This is a genomic window from Salinivibrio sp. IB868, assembly GCF_001995655.1.
In the GTDB taxonomy this organism is placed as follows: Bacteria; Pseudomonadota; Gammaproteobacteria; order Enterobacterales; family Vibrionaceae; genus Salinivibrio; species Salinivibrio siamensis.
The window spans coordinates 48,045-66,227 of the sequence record NZ_MUEW01000002.1 but is presented as its reverse complement, the minus strand read 5'-3'; the positions used below and the strand labels follow the sequence as shown (position 1 = coordinate 66,227).

Below are 18,183 nucleotides of genomic sequence, written 5' to 3'. Positions count from 1 at the left end.
TTGCCGCGTTCGGCAACGCTTAGTCATGTTGCAAGTCGGAAGGGATAGGTAAATAAGCGTCATCAGGACGAGTGGGTCGTCGACCCCGTCCTTTTTTGTATTGCTTAAGCTGGAAGACATACGCCAAGACCTGCGCGACGGCGGTAAACAAACCGTCAGGGATCTGTTGCTCAAGCTCGGTGCTAAAATACAATGCCCTCGCCAGAGGGGGAGCGGGGACAATGGCAATGTCATATTCAGCCGCAATTTCTCGTATTTTCAATGCAGTAAAGTCCGAGCCTTTGGCTATCACGACGGGCGCACTATCGATATCACTGTTGTAGCGTAGCGCCACGGAGTAGTGTTCGGGGTTAGTCACAACCACATCGGCTTGAGGCACGTCCGCCATCATCCGGCGTTGCGCCATCTCACGCTGTAACATTCGGATACGCCCTTTCACTTCTGGGCTACCCTCAGTTTCTTTGTGCTCGTCTTTTACCTCTTGCTTGGTCATTTTAAGCTGCTCATTGTGTTGCCAAATTTGAAACGGCACATCAATGACCACCACAACCAACAGTGAGCAACACACGAGCAATACGAAGTTCAGTAAAATGTCGAGCGCGTGATAGAGATTACTGGGAAAGGTATCAATGGTCAGCTCAAAGAAGTCTTCCAGGTTCACATAAACCAGATAGGCTGCCACGCCCGCGACCAACAGCACTTTGAGGACAGACTTCAATAGCTCGACCAAGCCTTGGGTACCAAACATACGCTTGAACCCAGAAAGCGGACTCATTTTCGACAGCTTAGGCCGTGCGGCTTCCCAAGAGAAACTCACACCACCGAGCCCGGCTGCCCCCACGAGGCCGGAGATAAATAGCACAATCAAGATCAGCCCAAGTGGCAGAATCAAATGCAGTAGCTCACCGACCACCACCAGCATCAGCTCTGAGCTATCAAAGATCTCTGCACGTGACAAGGAGAATAGGCGCGTCATCAATGCCATTAGGGCTTCACCCAGCGCTTGCCCGAACCACATCAAACTGATCGCCCCGACCACTAACACTGCCACGGAAGCCAGTTCTCTTGAGCGCGGTACTTGGCCCTTTTCCCGCGCCTGCTCCTGCCTTCGGGGCGTGGCGTCTTCTGTTCTTTCCTGACCGTCGCTCTCTGCCATCAGCTTCTATCCACAGTTAATTCGAATCAGCGAACAAACTTGGTTCAACCCTGTTTCCCAATGATTGTTGTAATGCGTCAACATACCGAACAGCAAATACCAGCTGATCAGCAACCCCATTAACAATGCAAAAGCGAAGCCAAGAGAGAAAATGTTTAGTTGCGGCGCAGCCCGCGTCATCACACCAAAAGACAAGTTAACCACCAACAAGGCAATGACGCCAGCCAGGGAAATACTGAGTGCTACTTTAAACATGATGCCAAACCACTGTGCCAAACTACGGTAGTCGGCGGCACCAATCATTTCGCCAATCGGTAAGGTGTCAAAACTCATCACTACCAGGTTAAGCATTTTTAGATGCCCATCCGTGGCGAGAAACAACATCACAGCCAAAAACAAGTAAAACTGCCCTAGCAAAGGGGTATTCTGACCATTGGCCGGGTCGACCATGGATGCGAAACCCAAGCTCGACTGCATCCCCAAAATTTGCCCTAACACCACAAAGGTTTGGGTGATAAATTGGGTGACCATCCCCATCGCCACACCAATGATCACTTGCTGCGCAAGCACGGTAAACCCCGCAAAAGAGACCAGCTCGATATTCTCGGGGGCGGCCGGTAACGCGGGCATCACAGCAAAGGTAATCGCTAAAGAGAGGTAGAGGCGGATCCTCACAGGCACAAACCGCGCGCCAAAGAAGGTCATCGCCATCATCATTGACGAAATACGGGTAAAGGGCCAAAAGTAGTTAGCCATCCAAGATAAAATCACCGAGGCTGGATATTCCATGGCTTGCCTCGTCAGTAGAGAATGTTGGGGATGTGATCAATCAAACGATAGAAATACTCCATCAGCATTCGCGTCATCCAGTGGCCAAAAAACATCAGCGCAATAAAGGTCGCGATCAAACGCGGTAAAAAGCTCAGCGTTTGCTCGTTAATCGAGGTTGCCGCTTGAAAGATGGCGACAATCAGGCCAACCAACAAACCAGGCACCACAATCGCTGAGACGAGGAGTAACACCAAATAGAGCGCATCTTGGAAAAGCTCGACAAACGCTTCTGGGGCCATCGCTGCCTCCTTTAGCCGAAACTGGCGGCTAAGGTGGAGAGGATCAAGTTCCACCCGTCAACCAGAACAAATAGCATCAACTTAAAGGGTAACGACACTATCATGGGCGATAGCATCATCATACCCATTGCCATCAATACCGACGCCACGACCAAATCAATCACCAAAAACGGCAAGAACAGCATAAAGCCAATTTGGAACGCGGTTTTGAGCTCAGACGTTACAAACGCGGGGATCAGCACCGTCATCGGGACTTGTTCAGGCTCATCGACTTGCGACCCAGACATATTGACGAAGGTTTCCAAATCTTTAACCCGCGTTTGCCGGAGCATAAACTCACGCAGCGGCACCTGTACCCGATCAAAGGCTTCCCGCGCTGTGACTTGTTCATTGATATAAGGCTGAATCGCCTCTGTGTTCATTCGGTCAATCACAGGTGACATAATAAATAAGGTCAAAAACATCGCGATGCCAATGATCACTTGGTTCGATGGCGTTTGCTGTAACCCCATGGCTTGACGCAAAATGGCCATCACCACCACGATCCGAGTGAACGACGTCATTAAAATGACAACCGCTGGCAAAAAGCCCAGCGCGGTCATTATTGCCAGAATTTGCAACGTGACGGAGTAGTCTTCACTACCATCCGGGTTGACACGCATCGTGACCGCTGGGATCCCGCCTCCCGTATTGCGACCCACTTCTAAACGTGCCGCCTCACCACTTTCGCTAATCGATTCGGTGGTGATGCTTTCTTGTGCTGGCGTCGCTTCTTGTTCGGCTGCAGCAAACGGTGTAAATAAGGTAGCTGCCACCCAGACCCAAGCGGCCAATAACATTCGTATCGTCATTTTCGATTCAACAGTTGGCTAAGCTGATTGGCAAAGCGAGAAGGCTTGTCAGACGCTGGCGTCGCCGTTGGAATGGGGTTATCCAGTGTTTTTAACACGTTCACGCTGGTAGCCGTTACGCCGACAACCAGCTGCTCGCCGTGGATATCGACCACCAGAATGCGCTCCTTTTGACCCACTGCCAATTGGCTGACGATCGTGATTCCGTCACTTTGCTGTGCCAGCCCCGGCACTTTTAATCGTCGCAGCAACCAGGCCAGAGCAAAGATAAGCCCAAGCACCAACCCCAGCGACAACAGCATTGTCACTATACTGACCTCGGGCGCCGCCGCCCACACGGGCATTGGCACCAAGAGTACACCCCAAACGCGTCGGTTCACCGTCATCCCTATCGTAGTTTCTTAATCCGTTCAGTTTGGCTAATCACATCCGTGAGGCGGATACCAAACTTGTCGTTAACGACCACCACTTCACCGTGTGCGATAAGCGTGCCATTGACCAGCACATCGAGCGACTCCCCGGCCAACCTATCTAACTCAACCACCGAGCCTTGGTTGAGCTGAAGCAGGTTACGGATGTTAATTTGCGTATGCCCCACTTCCATAGAAATGGTCACTGGAATATCGAGGATCGCGTCCAGTTTGCGCTGTTCATCCGCCCCCATTTTTTGCTCGCTGTCATCAGTGAGCTCTTCAAGTGGTGCCGCTTGTACATCATCAGAGCCCTCGGCATCAGATTGCTCAGCCAGGGCTGCAGCCCAATCATCGTCTACATCATTTTGATCCATGACGTCTCACCCTTGTTTACAGATTCTGATCACTGAGCATTACCTTGTTTATCATCGATGGGTAAATCTTCCTCGAGATCATCGAGTAGCTCAGGTTTATCCTGCAACAACGAAATATCCGATTTCGCCATTTCAGGACGCTTAAGTTTTTCCACAATTTTCAGTGCCAGCTTATCGTTAGATTGTCCCATCTTCGCGCGATAGGTGGGCAAGTCTTCCACGAACACCGTACACGCATCCGGCATATCAACCGGAATCACATCGCCTTTTTGCAGCTCCATCAGGTCGCGCAAGGATAAAGTGACATCTAAAAGCTTGGCACTCAATTCAACATTCACATCCAAGATTTCATCCCGTAGCGCTTTACTCCAGCGCACATCGGTATCCATCTTGTCACTTTGTACCCCGGCATCAAGTAGCTCGCGAATCGGCTCCAGCATTGAGTAGGGCATGACCATATGAATGTCACCGCCACCACCATCAAGCTCGATATGGAATGAGCTCACCACAATCACTTCTGAAGGGCTGACAATGTTGGCCATTGCCGGATTAACCTCTGAGTCTAAATACTCAAAGGCCACTTCCATCACGGGCGCCCACGCGTCTTTGTAATCCTCAAACATCAACTTCAGCAGCATCTGGATCACACGCCGCTCTGTCGGGGTAAACTCCCGCCCTTCAATGCGAGCATGAAAGCGCCCATCGCCACCAAAAAAGTTTTCCACCAATATGAACACCAGACGGGCTTCCATGGTGATCAAGCTGGTACCTTTTAATGGGCGAAAACGCACCATATTCAAACTGGTCGGCACGTACAAGGTGTTTTGATACTCGCCAAACTTCATCATCTGCACGCCGTTGATCGACACTTCGGCGGTTTTACGCAGCATGTTAAACAAGCTAATGCGCATATGACGGGCAAAGCGCTCATTAATAAGCTCGAGCGTCGGCATCCGCCCACGGACAATTCTGTCTTGTGACGAGAAGTCAAAGGAGACGGCCCCCTCTTGATCCGCTTCGGGCTCGTTGTCTTCCTCTTCGACGTCATCAACACCGTGAAGCAGCGCATCAATCTCGTCTTGGCTGAGTAAGTCAGTCACGTCATCACCTATTGCATCACAAAGCCAGTGAAGAGCACACGCTCTACCACCGGCTCGCCCGTTACTTTGATTAAGGCCGCGCGCACATTCTCTGCCGATTGGCGGCGAATTTCGAGCTGCCCCTGCGGTGTACGCAGTTGCTCCACCGTGGCCGCACCAAACGTATTAAGAAGCGCGTGCTCAATCAGCGGTAAGTTTTCTTTGGCCAAGGCTTCCATTTCACTGCCACGCACTAACAACTGGGTATTGACTTGCACCAGTCGTTGTTGCTCATCACCGGTGACATTAAAAACAAACGGTTTAGGCAAGGTGACATAAATCGCGGGCAGGGCATTGTTTTGTTCCTCGAGGACAATGTCTTCTTGGCTGCCGTCATCACCAGATAGGAAAAAGAACGCCGCACCGCCTACCGCCGCGAGCAATACAACGGCGGCGACAATGATAATAATCAGCTTTTTCTTGCTCCCACCTTGCTCTGGGGTTGCGTTATCATCTGCCATGGCTGGTCTTGCTCCTTGTTATTTAAGCGTAGTAATCGACGGCGCGATCACTGTGTGAGACGTTCAGCGTTTGCCCGGCTAGCATGGCATCATCGCCATCATCCGGCCCTGTCGTGCCACGTGGTGCTCCACCTGCGTTGCCAGCACCATCGCCATGCTGGCCAGAGGCCATCTGTTGTGCACCACTGTCTTGCTGTTGAACCGAGCCCTGGGCTAACTGTAGCCCTTGTTGCTGCAACATATCGCGCAATCTTGGCATCGCTTGCTCGACAGCATCACGCGCTTGCTGGTTCGCCACCGTGATATGCACAGAGGCTTGGTCGTTGTTTATCCCCAACTTAATTTGCATGCGTCCAAGCTCGGGAGGGTCGAGACGAATATCCACTTGCTTGAGGTTTTTAGACAACATGACATTGATTCGCTCAGTCAGTGCCGCGCCCGCGTCGCTAGGTGTTTGCCCCAAAGGTAGCGGGGCCTGCGCAGTTTGAGCGACCTGAATATCTTGCCGTGCTGTCGCTGCGTTCGCGCTTGGTGTGCCTAGACTGCTTGCCAATTGCTGGGCCAAGTTCTCGCCTCGTGAGGCCCCTTCCGCCGCGCTTGCAGCGCTGCCTGCAGCCAATGCGGCGTCAGTTTGAACCGCCTGTTCTGCCATCGCTTTCAATGCCGCTTTACTGACATTGTCTGACCGTTCATTTTGCCCGGCTAACATAGAAGCGGCATTCGGGTTGCCTGTTGCGCCACCTTTTACGTCAGGGTTTGCCATATTTTGTGGTAGGCCAGTCGCCTGTCGCAGCTTATCAGCCAGCTCGTTCGTTTTCGTCGTCGCCCCTTCTTTGGCCAACAAATCTTTGAGCGCAGACTCTTTGTTGGCTGACGCAGCATCGCCTAAGGCAGACTCACCGGGCGCCATCTTAGCGGCGGCAGCCCCATGTTGACTCTCCTGCTGCGCCTTCATGGCCGCCCATTTGATCGCCGACCCATCCACTGGGAGAGATTGCCCCCCTTTAGGCATCTCACCACTGCTATCAAGCGCCACTTGGCGCCCAGCACCTTGTTCCAATGCGGCGCCACGATCTTGCGTGGCTTTAACCTGGGCGACTAACGCGGCGAGTTGTTCGGGCGATAACTGTGCCAATACCTCCTCCGCGGAAACCTCATCCGGCAGCGCTTTAGAGAGTTCGGCAAGCAGTGCTTGTTTGTCTACTTCACCCTCTTGACCCTGTAGGTCTACTCGCGCGTTACTGTCAGCGTCGCTCATCGGTAATGCATCGGCAGATAATGCCGTGGTATCCCCACCGGCAGGCAAGGTTTTGCCAGTAAGCATGTCCGCCGCTTGATTCAAACGCATTAATAAAGATTGGCTTTCTTCCATTGCCGTCATATCGGCAATTTTTTCCATCTCCGCCTCGCTGAAAACACCGTCAGCCAACATGGCTTCCGCATCAATGGCCTGACCATCGACGAGTAAGGTTTTGCCATCAGGGGTTAGCTTGATAGACTCCCCTTGTCCTTCACTTCCATCGAGGGATTGATGCAAAGCGGACAAAAAGCCGGCACTTTGCTCTCCTTTCACCTCGCTGGACGCGCCCTCACTCGGCGCAGACAGGGTTTTACTCGAAACATTGGAAAGTGTCAGCATTGACTGCGTCATAAGTTTCTCATCATTACCTATGGTTACCTATGCGTCAGCTTGGCATCAGCTGGCGCGTCGGTAATGAGAAAGCAATTATCGCGCCATTTTATTGTGAAGAGAAGGGCGAGGGGCGTCGACGTGCGATAATCGCTGCCATTTCATCCATTTGTCGTTGTTCTTGGTAACGAGCACGCTCTGCTTCCTCACGTTCTCGTTTTTCTATCAGCCACTCTAGTGATTGCCGGTGCTGGCGGGTTTGTTGCCATGTCTGACGGCACTGCTCTAAATGATCTTTAAATTGATGCTCTGCATCTCTTTGTTTTGCCAAGGTTTCATCAAGCTGAACAATGAATTTATTTAAATGACCAAAGGCGCTGGCCGATAAGCCTGACTGACCACGCTCAGACATCTGACGGCAATACTCAAGCCGGTACTGTTCAATTTGCTCCAACTGGCGATAGTAATCATCAAGTGATTGCTGAGCCGCGCTCACACTGAGCTGAGCCTGCTTTTCATCCTCTTGGGCTTTGTCTAACAGCAACTGAAGTGCGTGATCGGCCATCGGTTACCCCTGTAAGGTTGAACGCAACATGTTGACACACATATCAAAAGGAACCACTTCTTTGATCCCTTGCTGCAGGTAATTGTCGAGCTTGGGCTTCAAGCTAAACGCCTGATCAACCGCCGCATCACTGCCAGGTTTGTAGGCGCCTATCGAGACCAGATCTTGGTTTTTACGGCACACGGACAACACTTGCCGCACCGCTTTCGACATCAGAATTTGCTCATCGCTGGTAATATTGGGCATCACTCGACTCACTGAACGCTCAACATCAATGGCAGGATAATGACCGCTATCTGCTAACTCGCGCGATAGCACAATATGACCATCGAGTATCGCTCGTGCTGCATCGGCAATAGGGTCTTGTAAATCATCCCCCTCGGTCAGCACGGTAAAAAAGGCCGTGATCGACCCTTGCCCAACGGCGCCGTTCCCCGCGCGCTCAACCAGTGAGGGTAAGCGCGCAAACACCGAGGGCGGATACCCTTTGGTCGCGGGTGGCTCGCCCACTGACAACGCAATTTCGCGCTGAGCCTGCGCAAACCGCGTTAACGAGTCCATCAATAAGAGAACATCAAGACCCAGATCGCGAAAATACTCAGCAATGGTCAACGCCGTTTGGCAGCCTTTTAACCGCACCAGCGGTGAGGCGTCGGCAGGCGCGGCAACCACTACCGCTCGGGCACGGCCTTCTTCTCCGAGGATATCATCGATAAACTCTTTCACTTCTCGGCCACGCTCACCAATCAACCCCACGACCACCACTTGTGCAGTGGTACCGCGTGTCATCATCCCTAAGGTGACAGATTTACCCACCCCAGAGCCGGCAAACAAGCCGATACGCTGCCCTTTCCCCACCGTCAAAAGACCATTGATCGCTTTGATGCCAACATCAAGCGGCTCACGGATGGGTTGACGTGATAAGGGGTTAATGGGCATGCCCTCCAAGCTCGCCTGTTTATCCGTGTAGATGTCGCCTTTACCGTCCAGTGGATTACCCATGCCATCAATAACACGTCCCAACAGCTCCATACCCAACGAGAGTTGACTGCGTTCAGACAAAGGCGTCACTCTTGCACCTGGCAATACGCCTGATACTTGCTCGTTGGGCATCAGATATAAAAGTTCGTCGGCAAATCCCACGACTTCGGCTTCAATGGTGCCATTAAGGGTTTCAACCGAACAAACAGACCCAATGGGCGCGCGACAGCCTATCGCTTCAAGTGTCAGCCCAACCATACGCACCAATTTGCCCGACGCCACTGGCTTGGGGGCTAAATTATCAAGCTGACATTGTTTTAACCGCTCAGCGAGTTGGCTCATTATGATTGCCCTGGATCCTCAGTCGATGTGGGTTCATCTTGCGTCGTGGCCGTGGCGTCTTGCTCAACGGGTTCGTCACTCGACGGCTCGCGCTCAGCGGTCGCTGATTCGTTGGCATAGGCGCCGGTATCAACAGGCTCTACCGTTGCGCCGTCTGATGGCGTGGATTGCCGGGGTTGATTCTGCCCTTGAAACTCTCTTAATAACGCGTCCACGCGGTCAGCATAGCGATAGTCGACCACTGAATCTTTGGCTTTTACATGGACGTCTCCACGCGAGAGTGCGGGCTCTGATTGCAAAGTCCAGTCGCGGGCAGCCAGCATATCGTCGTCATACGCGTCGGTGACAATGGCATAGTCATCTGGATGCAAAGCAGCAGTAACCGGGTGGTCGGCCACTGGCAAAGCGGCAATGGCGGCCCGTAAGGTGTGTAGAATCACCTGAGGATTAGTGTCTAGCTCCACGCCTGTCAATGATTTCGTCAAGGTCTGGACCATCACCAACAGTTGTTGCTCGACATCGATATCCAGCTTTTCTAATGGATGACTTAGCTGATTGAGAATACTGTCAAGCTGCTGGCAACGCGCTTCAATCAGCGCTTGGCCATCGGCGAGGCCTTGCTCAAACCCCGCCTTTTTTCCTTCTTCATGGCCTTTCTCATGCCCTTGTTCTAAACCGGCTTCGAGCCCCTCAGCATGCCCCAGCTGCTTGCCTTCTTCATACCCTTCGTCATAGCCCTGCTGACGAATAGCATCGAGGGCATCGGCGGTTAAAGGTTCGGGGGCTGGCTCGTTTTCCTCCGGCTCCACCTCAACGTCCGGCTCCCAACTGGGGTCGTAATTGAGTGCGGTCTCTTTGGGCAGGTTTTCGCCTTCGTTGTAAGGGGGCAGTGCCCACCTATCAATGCTTTCGGCATCGGCCTCATCGACGCGGATATAGCCACGGCGTTTTTCTAAACTCATCGTTGCCCCTTACAAAAACGACTTAGACGAATTCATCGCCGCCGCCTCCGGTAAGCATGATTTCACCTGCATCAGCGAGACGGCGTGCGACAGATAGAATCTCTTTCTGCGCCCCTTCCACGTCTGAAACCCGGATTGGCCCCATGGCTTCGATATCATCTTGCAACATTTCTGCTGCACGTTTAGACATGTTGCGATAGATTTTCTCGCGCAAGTTATCTTCCGCCCCTTTGAGCGCTTTTTGCAGCACTTCTTGTGGTACATCACGTAGCAAGGTTTGTACGCCGCGATCGTCCACATCAATCAAGTTATCAAACACGAACATCAAGTCTTGGATTTGTGAGGCCATCTCTTCGTCTTGATCGCGAATCGAGTCCATCAACACCCCTTCGACGCTGTTGTCCATGTAGTTCATGATTTCCGCTGCCGCTTTCAAGCCACCAATTTTGGCCGCTTGTGCCCCTGCTTGACCTGCAAACTGTTTCTCCATGATCTCATTCAGCTCATGGAGCGCGGCTGGTTGCACTTCTTCAAGGTTGGCAATCCGCATCATTAAATCGAGACGGTCACGCTCTACAAATTGCGAGAGGATCTCTGCCGAGTGCTCGGGATCCAAATAGGATAAGACGATAGTTTGGATTTGCGGGTGCTCGTTGATAATAATGCTGGCTACTTGGCGCGGATCCATCCATTTCAGTGAGTCTAAGCCTTTCGAGCCGCTACCCAACAAGATCTGATCGACCAAGTTATTCGCTTTGTCCTCACCCAAGGCTGCCACCAGGGCGTTGCGCACAAAGTCTTCACTCCCCATCCCAATCGAGGTGTATTTTTGGATTTCCTCCAAAAAAGCACGATGGACCGCAGCCACTTTGTCCGAATTAAGGTCAGTCATCGAGGTCATGGCCGCGCCCACCCGTTGAACCTGTTTCGGCTCAAGGTGGCGAATGATACTTGCGGCGTCTTGTTCACTTAAACTGAGCAGCAAAATGGCGGCTTTTTCAATCCCACTCAACGAGCTGATATCGAAGTTTGAGCCAGCTTGCTCATCACCGCCTGTGGTTGCGACTTCATTTGCCATCTTCGGTTACCCAATTTTTCACCGCTTGTGCGGCCAAGTCTGGCTCATTGGCCACCAGCGCCCGCACCGCTTTTAACAAGTCTTCATCTTTATGTAAGTTTGGCAGCTCCACATCCGACGCTGACATCGCAAAGTTGCTAGAACCGTCAAGCTCAGAGCCTATCAAGCCAACATCATCCCCATCTGGGGTGATAGGTAAGCCATCTGGGCCAAGGATTTCGCCATTGGGCCCCACGGTATTGCCATCTTCGTCGGTATTTGGATAAAGCAGCTTTTTCATCGCTGGACGCACCAACACCACGATAATGACAATGATTACCAAGGCGGCCGCTAACCAACGTACCCAGTCATTAAAGTTGGGATGATCCCAAATCGGCACATCTTGCTCTGCCGCTTGCTCTGGCTCAACAAACGGGACGGCGATGACTTCAAGTACATCCCCACGTTGTTCGCTAAAGCCCACCCCGCCCATTAAGAGACGGCGGATTTTGGCCAGTTCATCGTCTGACAACGGCTGCTTGACCGTATCCCCCGTTTCAGGGTCGACACTTTGTTTAAAGTTCACCGCCACAGAAACAGTTTGCCGATCAATAACGCCTGACTGTGCGCGTCGGTGGCGAATGGTGGTGTCGAGTTCAAAGTTGCGGGTGGCTTCACGGCTCACTGAGCCGGTACCGCCTGCACCATTTTTAAGGTCCCTGACGTCTTCCGGAATGGAGGCATCGGCCGGCGGTTGGTTGCTTAACGCCCCTGGAATACCCGCTACACGATCCGAGCCATTATAATCTTCGCGCGTATATTCGCTGCGTGTTGCCGGTGTGTTGGGGTTAAACTGACGCTGCGTTTCTTCTAGCGAACTGAAATCCAGTGACACATCGACTTGCGAGGTATAGTTGCCCAGCCCTAGTACGGGGATCAGTATTGAGTCGATTTTTTCGCGCAATTGACGTTCTTGTTTACGCTCCAATTCGTACTCTTTGCGTCGCGCCGCTGACGCAGGATCTTCACTGCCAGAATTTAGCAAGCGACCATGTTGGTCGGTAACGGTGACGCGCGTGGGTTTTAGCGAGGGGACGGCAGAGGCGACCATATCAACGATGGAGTCCACTTCCTCTTGACCCAAGGTGTTCGTCCCTCCCAAGGTTAAGAATACCGTGGCCGATGCCTCTTGATTGTGGCGCACAAAGACACTCTGTTTGGGCATCGCTAACAAGACACGTGCTTTTCGCACTTGCCGCACTTCTTCAATCGCGGCGGCGAGCTGTCGCTCACGGCTGAGTTTTAAACGTTCTTGCTCGAGTTTTTGCGAGACGCCAAAACCCATGTCATTGAGCAAAATTTCATCGCCCTCGGCCGTGCTGGTATTCAGCCCCACCCGGGTTAAACCGAGACGAATCGAGGAATAATCGCTTGAGGGGACACGGATGGTATTACCATCCAACTGGTATTCTACTTTGTTTTGGTCAAGGTGATCCAAAACAGGGATCAGCTCTTCTGTTTCGTACGTACCCAGTGGCCGCATTTCGGGTTCCTGCACCCAAAAAAACAGCATCATGATCAGCGCGACACAAATCGCAACCGCTAACACCAAGATCAACTGGCGCACCATGTCGAGATCGCCAAATATCGAGTTTGACGATGCTGACTGCTCTGATGCGTCCGGATCTTGCGTGCTTTGCTCTGCGTCTAATGCCGCATCGGTTGATGGCAGTGCTGCTGCGCCATCTGAAACCGCCAGATCGGTGTTTTGGTTCTCTTCAGCCACTGATTAATTCCTACATTAAACAGGCATATTCATGAGTTCTTTATACGCCTCAACTAACTTGTTGCGCGTTTGTACGGTGGCATCAAACGCCACACTCGACTTGTTTCGAGCAATCATGACATCCGATAAGCTTACATTGCGGTCACCTTCATCGAACCGTGTGGCAAGCTCACCCGACGTCTTTTGCAATCCATTTACATGGTTAATCGCACTGGCAAGCATATCGCCAAATTCTTGGCTGACTTGTTGACCGGTTGCAGGCTGAGAGACATTCTTCGCCGCTGCCGCCATGGCTTGCATCTCTTGCGTCAAGGCATTCGCTTTCATCGTCGATCCTTCCTGTGTCAATATTTTGTCAATTCAGTCAGATTTTCATCAGTCATCTTACCATGTGCAACTTTGAGACCACTTTCGCAAAGGCTGACGACTTTGGTGATTACTGGGGAATATCAATTCCGGCGTCGCGCATTTTGGCGAGCTTATAGCGCAGTGTCCTGGGGCTGATCCCTAAGCGCTCTGCCACATCTTTACGCCGCCCCTCACAGGCTCGAATGGTCTCCAGTATGATGGAAAACTCCTGATCGCGTAATTCATTGCCTAACCCTGCACCATTAGACTGCGCTTCCATCGCATCATGACTCGGTACTGAAGATGACGTTGTCGCCGAAACGGTTGATTGGCTATCCATCACCTTACTTTGTAAACTCGAGGCATCTTGCCAGTCTTGCCCTTCAAGTAAAATATCTGTCGCTTGAATATGAGATTGGGTTGCCAGTATCAAGGCACGCTGCATCACGTTATCAAGCTCCCTGACATTGCCCGGCCAGGTGTAATTCAACAACTTTTGCTCAGCGTCAGGCTGTATGCTTGGGCAAGGGAGACCTTGTTTTTGACAATGCCGTGATAATAAATAGTTTGCCAACGGGATGATGTCACCTGGGCGTTCATATAACGCAGGCCACGTGATGGGAAACACATTCAGACGGTAATATAAGTCTTCACGAAAGTGTCCTTGGGCAACATAGTCTTTTAGATCGCGGTTGCTAGTAGCAAGCACGCGCAAGTCAAGCTGAATGCTTTTGCGACCCCCGAGGCGTTCCACCTCTCGCTCTTGTAACACACGGAGCAGTTTGGCTTGTAGCCCCAAATCCATCTCACTGATTTCATCCAATAAGATAGTGCCACCTTGGGCTTGCTCAAATTTTCCCGGACACGCTTGCACAGCACCGGTAAACGCCCCTTTTTCATAGCCAAAAAGGGTTGCTTCCAGCATGTTTTCTGGAATCGCGGCACAGTTAATCGCGACAAACGGGGCACTCGCGCGGGTAGAATGGTCATGGATATAGCGCGCCATCACTTCTTTACCCGACCCTGAGGGTCCAAGGATCATCACGTTGGCATCAGTGTTGGCAACCTTATCGGCCAAGGCTAACAAGGCGACGCTTTTAGGATCCTCTGCAATGGCATCCGAGTCGTCACTTTTAACCGGGGCGTAGCGACTGACCATATTAAGTAGCACTTCAGGCGCAAAGGGTTTGGCCATATAGTCGATCGCCCCCTCTTTCATGGCAGCGACCGCATCCTCAATGTTGGCATAAGCCGTCATGAGCAAAACGGGTAAATTCGGCATATGTGTTTTGATTGAGCGCAAAAGCGCCAAGCCATCCATACCCGCCATCTGTACATCTGAAACAACAATATCAATCGGCTCGGCTTTTAGTGTCACTAGGGCTTGCTCTGCACTGTCCGCCTCACGCCAATGGTATCCCGCCAAGGCTAGGGTATCGACCAGCGCCTCGCGCAAACCTTCATCATCTTCAACGATTAGCACTGTGGTTTGGCTCATTGTGTTTCTCCTACGCTCTTACCCTGCTCTGCCGCTACACCCTTGGCGAGCGGCAAACACAATGTAAAACAGGCCCCTTTTTCAGGCTCCGATTGTAAGGTGAGCTTGCCATCATGGGCATGACACACCATTTGCACAACGGCGAGGCCAAGACCTGTACCTTGCTGTCGTGTAGTAAAAAAAGGCTCTAAAACTTTCGCTTGCAGTTCAGGCGCAATCCCAGGACCATTGTCCGCAACAGACAGCAATAAATTATCGCCTTGTTGGCGCGAATCAACCACAACTTGGCAGCCCTTGCCTGCCACTTGAACGGCATTGACGACCAAGTTACTCAGCGCGCTGGCCAATGCATTGGGGTTACCGAGCAACGCAAGACTCTCATCATCACTGTTGATGGCAAAGTCAACATCGTGACCTTGAATCACCGCATCCACCATCGGCTCGAACTCGTTAAACAACTGCTCAACGGTAAACACTTTAACCACTTTGTTGTCGCCACCCTTCGCAAACAACAACATATCATTCACTTGCTTTTCCAAGTCATGTAGCCGGTCTAACAGTTTGAATTGAAACCGCTGCCGTGTTGCATCGTTGAGGTTGGGCGCGCCAAGATTCGACGCATATAAAATCGCGCTAGATAGCGGCGTACGCACTTGATGTGCCAGCGACGCCACCATTTTCCCCAACGACGATAGCCGTTGCAGATCACTGACGCGCGACTGCAATAAACGGGTTTCTGTCATGTCGGTGATCAAGATAAGTTGCCCTGAATCGGACGCAGAAATGGCAAGCTTCACCCGACGACCATCTTTGAGAGAGACTTCGTGTCCATCATCATCTCGAGGCGAGAATGCGCGTTGAATCACATCAAACCATCGCTGCTGAGTAAGCGGTTCCCCAAGAAGGCGATGTGCCTCTGGATTGGCTTCAGCGACACGGCCATTCGCATCAAGCAAAATAACGCCTGCTGGCATCACATCGAGAACTTGCTTATACCGAGTGACTTGTTGATCCACTGATCCCAGTGGCGAAGATTGGGTTTCCATTTAGGCAACACACATTTCGATCAAGGTTTTACTCACTTAAGCAGAGATTATGCCATAAAAATAAATAATATTATCAGATAGTTGAAGACAAAAAAGCGAAGTCATTTTTTTGACTCCGCTTTTTGACGCCTCGTCGTTCTAGATTAATTCTTCCTTATTCAATCCGTACTTTCGCATCTTTTCTACCAGTGTCGTTCGCCGCATACTCAGCATGTCAGCCGCCCTAGCAACCACACCAGACTGCGCCTCTAGCGCCTGCTTAATCAAATCAATCTCAACCTCGGCGAGGGTTTCTTTCAAGTTAACCCCCTCAGGCGGCAAGCTTGTGAGTCCTGGGCTATCTACAAAGCCTGGCATATCCTCTTCGAAAGCAGGTTCGTCCGGCTCATGAAACATCGCCGTTAGCGCATCACGCTCCGCCATTTCAGTATCTTCGACCGAATAGGCCTCAGGCTGGAATTCAGGGATATCACTGTAGCGATATTTAGCTGGCAAATGGTTCACATCGACCATTTGCCCAGGATACAAGATAACCAAGCGTTCAATGAGATTAGCCAGCTCGCGTACATTGCCTGGCCACTCATGCTCCATCAGCGAATTAATCGCGCGAGGTGAAATATGGATCCGACCATTACCTTCCACATCGAGACGAGACATGAGCTCATGGATCAATAGCGGAATATCATCAATTCGCTCGCGCAGCGCTGGCATTTCGATAGGAAAGACATTGAGTCGATAATACAAATCTTCTCGAAACTCACCTTCTTTGATCATGGTTTCTAGCGTACGGTGAGTCGCAGCAACGACGCGAACATTGGCGCGAATGCTTTTGTTGCCTCCCACTCGCTCAAACGTGCGTTCTTGCAACACACGTAACAATTTGACTTGCATTGGCATCGGCATGTCGCCGATTTCATCCAAAAACAGCGTTCCGCCTTCCGCCAGTTCGAAGCGCCCTTTACGCGCTGAAATCGCGCCCGTAAAGGCACCTTTCTCGTGACCGAAGAGTTCGCTTTCTAACAGCTCTCCTGGAATCGCCCCACAATTGACGGGCACAAAGGGGCCAGACGCGCGCGATGAGGCATGGTGAATATGACGCGCCACCACTTCTTTTCCGGTACCGGATTCACCGAGGATCAAAACACTGGCTTCGGTAAAAGCGACCTGTTCAATAAGATGACGGACCTGTTCGATGGCATCGCTTTTGCCCACCATATTATGAAAGGCGGTATTATCGCCAGACAACTGTGGAATACTGAAAGCCTGTTTACCGGCAAACTCGCGGCAATGATGGAGTGCATCGAATAATTGCGGGTAGTTCAAAGGTAGCCCAAGTTCACCCACATAGTTAGGTAACCCTGAAAGCTCACGATCGTGGCGTCGAATCGCAATCACAGGCACGTGATGATAGGTAGCAAGCTGCTCAAGTACTTTTTCAAGTAACGGTGTCGAGCGGACGTGGCCAAGAAAACATGCGCCCCAGTTTTGCTCCCAAAGTGCATCACTGACATCTGTGGTCGAGTGAAGCGCGTAACGCTCGCCGATAAAGTCGAGTATCACGCCGAGATCGTGACGAAACTGGTCATCGTCATCGATAACGAGGATCTTTGCTAAATCTTGCATGTGTGAGATACGTCTGCCCTGATAACTTTTTATAATTGTGTCGCTTTTAAGCAACAACAATCTCAATTTTAATCAAGACATTGTAATAGAGAACGCGCATAAGGCAACCGGAGACACAGTAAACCTGTGACTCCAGTGCCATGTCAGTGGTTTGATAGGCAGTTTAACTGGTCGCTTGAGTCATATTATGGTATTCGGAAGGGATCTGGTCCCAAGCGGATTTTATCTCTCTTAACAGCTCAATCACATCGTCGATGGGTTCCGGTTTGTTTTCCAAATTCGCGGTACTCACCTGACGAATCATAAAGTCATAGATGGCGTCTAAGTTATCAGCAATATCGCCGCCATCATCCATTGATAGACATGCACGTAGATTAATAATGATATCTAGCGCTTTACCTAACCGCTCACCTTTGACGGATAAGTCGCCTTGTGCCATGGCAGCTTTGCCTTGAATTAAGCGCTCAATCGCGCCGGCCATCAGCATTTGGATAACCTTATGAGGCGACGCAGCGCTTAATTGACTGTCAACCGAGACCTTCTTGTAGGCCTGTAGTGAGCCTCTCATAGTCTTCCTCACTTATTGAAATTTCTTATACAGCTGCACAGACTGCTTCCCCTTGCGCTGCTGTAACAAGCGCTTGGCAGCATCGGCTTTCTGCCCCTCGAGTGCATCAATGAGCGTTTCTGTTCTTGCTAACGCCTGAGACCATTGCTGTTGATTCGGCGCTTGTGGCGACGCTGCAATCTGCTCAAGCAACGCTTGTCTGTCATGCAATTGCTGAGCCAGTTTTTCTGAATCAATGTCACTCATGCTCAATTGCTGCGCAATTGCTTCATCAATCTGCTCGAGTGCATCGAGCCATTCGGACACCTGGGTC

The 18,183-nt window shown here is 51.4% G+C and carries 20 protein-coding genes; all 20 read right to left on the bottom strand.

Annotated features, from left to right (window positions below):
• Window positions 1-19 precede the first annotated feature (19 nt).
• The 20 genes from flhB to BZG20_RS02265 all read right to left on the bottom strand — a co-directional run bounded on the left by flhB (window position 20) and on the right by BZG20_RS02265 (window position 18,176).
• Complete coding sequence (gene flhB / locus BZG20_RS02360; protein WP_077578011.1) at window positions 20-1,156, bottom strand: flagellar biosynthesis protein FlhB; 1,137 nt, start codon at window positions 1,154-1,156, stop codon at window positions 20-22.
• A gap of 6 nt (window positions 1,157-1,162) precedes the next feature.
• Window positions 1,163-1,945 (bottom strand): flagellar biosynthetic protein FliR, encoded by a 783-nt coding sequence (gene fliR, locus BZG20_RS02355; RefSeq protein ID WP_046074937.1) that lies wholly within the window; start codon window positions 1,943-1,945, stop codon window positions 1,163-1,165.
• 11 nt (window positions 1,946-1,956) lie between these two features.
• A complete protein-coding gene (gene fliQ, locus BZG20_RS02350) occupies window positions 1,957-2,226 on the bottom strand; it encodes a flagellar biosynthesis protein FliQ (RefSeq protein ID WP_046074938.1) in 270 nt (89 codons plus the stop codon).
• A gap of 11 nt (window positions 2,227-2,237) precedes the next feature.
• On the bottom strand, window positions 2,238-3,077 hold the full coding sequence (fliP, locus tag BZG20_RS02345) for a flagellar type III secretion system pore protein FliP (RefSeq protein WP_077578010.1): 840 nt from the start codon (window positions 3,075-3,077) through the stop codon (window positions 2,238-2,240).
• Window positions 3,074-3,457, bottom strand: coding sequence for a flagellar biosynthetic protein FliO (gene fliO, locus BZG20_RS02340; RefSeq protein WP_158010009.1), 384 nt, complete (start codon window positions 3,455-3,457; stop codon window positions 3,074-3,076). The genes fliP and fliO overlap by 4 nt, the downstream gene beginning before the upstream one ends.
• 8 nt (window positions 3,458-3,465) lie before the next feature.
• On the bottom strand, window positions 3,466-3,864 hold the full coding sequence (gene fliN, locus BZG20_RS02335; RefSeq protein WP_046074940.1) for a flagellar motor switch protein FliN: 399 nt from the start codon (window positions 3,862-3,864) through the stop codon (window positions 3,466-3,468).
• A gap of 29 nt (window positions 3,865-3,893) precedes the next feature.
• Window positions 3,894-4,964 (bottom strand): flagellar motor switch protein FliM, encoded by a 1,071-nt coding sequence (gene fliM, locus BZG20_RS02330; RefSeq protein WP_077578008.1) that lies wholly within the window; start codon window positions 4,962-4,964, stop codon window positions 3,894-3,896.
• An 8-nt stretch (window positions 4,965-4,972) separates the two neighbouring features.
• Entirely contained in the window at window positions 4,973-5,464 is a 492-nt protein-coding gene (gene fliL / locus BZG20_RS02325; RefSeq protein WP_077578007.1) for a flagellar basal body-associated protein FliL, read from the bottom strand.
• Window positions 5,465-5,486: 22 nt separating this feature from the next.
• Entirely contained in the window at window positions 5,487-7,115 is a 1,629-nt protein-coding gene (locus BZG20_RS02320) for a flagellar hook-length control protein FliK (protein ID WP_077578006.1), read from the bottom strand.
• 88 nt (window positions 7,116-7,203) lie between these two features.
• Window positions 7,204-7,659 carry a flagellar export protein FliJ gene (fliJ, locus tag BZG20_RS02315; RefSeq protein ID WP_046074944.1) on the bottom strand — a complete coding sequence of 152 codons (456 nt, stop codon included), beginning with the start codon at window positions 7,657-7,659 and terminating at the stop codon, window positions 7,204-7,206.
• A 3-nt stretch (window positions 7,660-7,662) separates the two neighbouring features.
• Window positions 7,663-8,982 carry a flagellar protein export ATPase FliI gene (gene fliI / locus BZG20_RS02310; protein WP_077578005.1) on the bottom strand — a complete coding sequence of 440 codons (1,320 nt, stop codon included), beginning with the start codon at window positions 8,980-8,982 and terminating at the stop codon, window positions 7,663-7,665.
• Window positions 8,982-9,944 carry a flagellar assembly protein FliH gene (locus BZG20_RS02305; RefSeq protein ID WP_077578004.1) on the bottom strand — a complete coding sequence of 321 codons (963 nt, stop codon included), beginning with the start codon at window positions 9,942-9,944 and terminating at the stop codon, window positions 8,982-8,984. The genes fliI and BZG20_RS02305 overlap by 1 nt, the downstream gene beginning before the upstream one ends.
• Before the next feature lie 22 nt (window positions 9,945-9,966).
• Window positions 9,967-11,022 (bottom strand): flagellar motor switch protein FliG, encoded by a 1,056-nt coding sequence (gene fliG, locus BZG20_RS02300; protein WP_046074947.1) that lies wholly within the window; start codon window positions 11,020-11,022, stop codon window positions 9,967-9,969.
• On the bottom strand, window positions 11,012-12,787 hold the full coding sequence (gene fliF, locus BZG20_RS02295; RefSeq protein WP_077578003.1) for a flagellar basal-body MS-ring/collar protein FliF: 1,776 nt from the start codon (window positions 12,785-12,787) through the stop codon (window positions 11,012-11,014). Before fliF ends, fliG begins: the two co-directional genes overlap by 11 nt.
• A gap of 15 nt (window positions 12,788-12,802) precedes the next feature.
• A complete protein-coding gene (fliE, locus tag BZG20_RS02290; protein ID WP_231637431.1) occupies window positions 12,803-13,087 on the bottom strand; it encodes a flagellar hook-basal body complex protein FliE in 285 nt (94 codons plus the stop codon).
• Between the two features lie 136 nt (window positions 13,088-13,223).
• Window positions 13,224-14,633: a sigma-54 dependent transcriptional regulator gene (locus tag BZG20_RS02285; protein WP_046074950.1), complete on the bottom strand. Its 1,410-nt coding sequence runs from the start codon at window positions 14,631-14,633 to the stop codon at window positions 13,224-13,226.
• Window positions 14,630-15,679 (bottom strand): ATP-binding protein, encoded by a 1,050-nt coding sequence (locus BZG20_RS02280; protein ID WP_046074951.1) that lies wholly within the window; start codon window positions 15,677-15,679, stop codon window positions 14,630-14,632. The genes BZG20_RS02285 and BZG20_RS02280 overlap by 4 nt, the downstream gene beginning before the upstream one ends.
• A gap of 138 nt (window positions 15,680-15,817) precedes the next feature.
• Complete coding sequence (locus BZG20_RS02275) at window positions 15,818-17,302, bottom strand: sigma-54 dependent transcriptional regulator (protein WP_077578002.1); 1,485 nt, start codon at window positions 17,300-17,302, stop codon at window positions 15,818-15,820.
• Window positions 17,303-17,465: 163 nt separating this feature from the next.
• Window positions 17,466-17,870 carry a flagellar export chaperone FliS gene (gene fliS / locus BZG20_RS02270; protein ID WP_046074953.1) on the bottom strand — a complete coding sequence of 135 codons (405 nt, stop codon included), beginning with the start codon at window positions 17,868-17,870 and terminating at the stop codon, window positions 17,466-17,468.
• A 12-nt stretch (window positions 17,871-17,882) separates the two neighbouring features.
• Complete coding sequence (locus BZG20_RS02265) at window positions 17,883-18,176, bottom strand: hypothetical protein (RefSeq protein ID WP_131825338.1); 294 nt, start codon at window positions 18,174-18,176, stop codon at window positions 17,883-17,885.
• Between the last annotated feature and the right edge of the window lie 7 nt (window positions 18,177-18,183).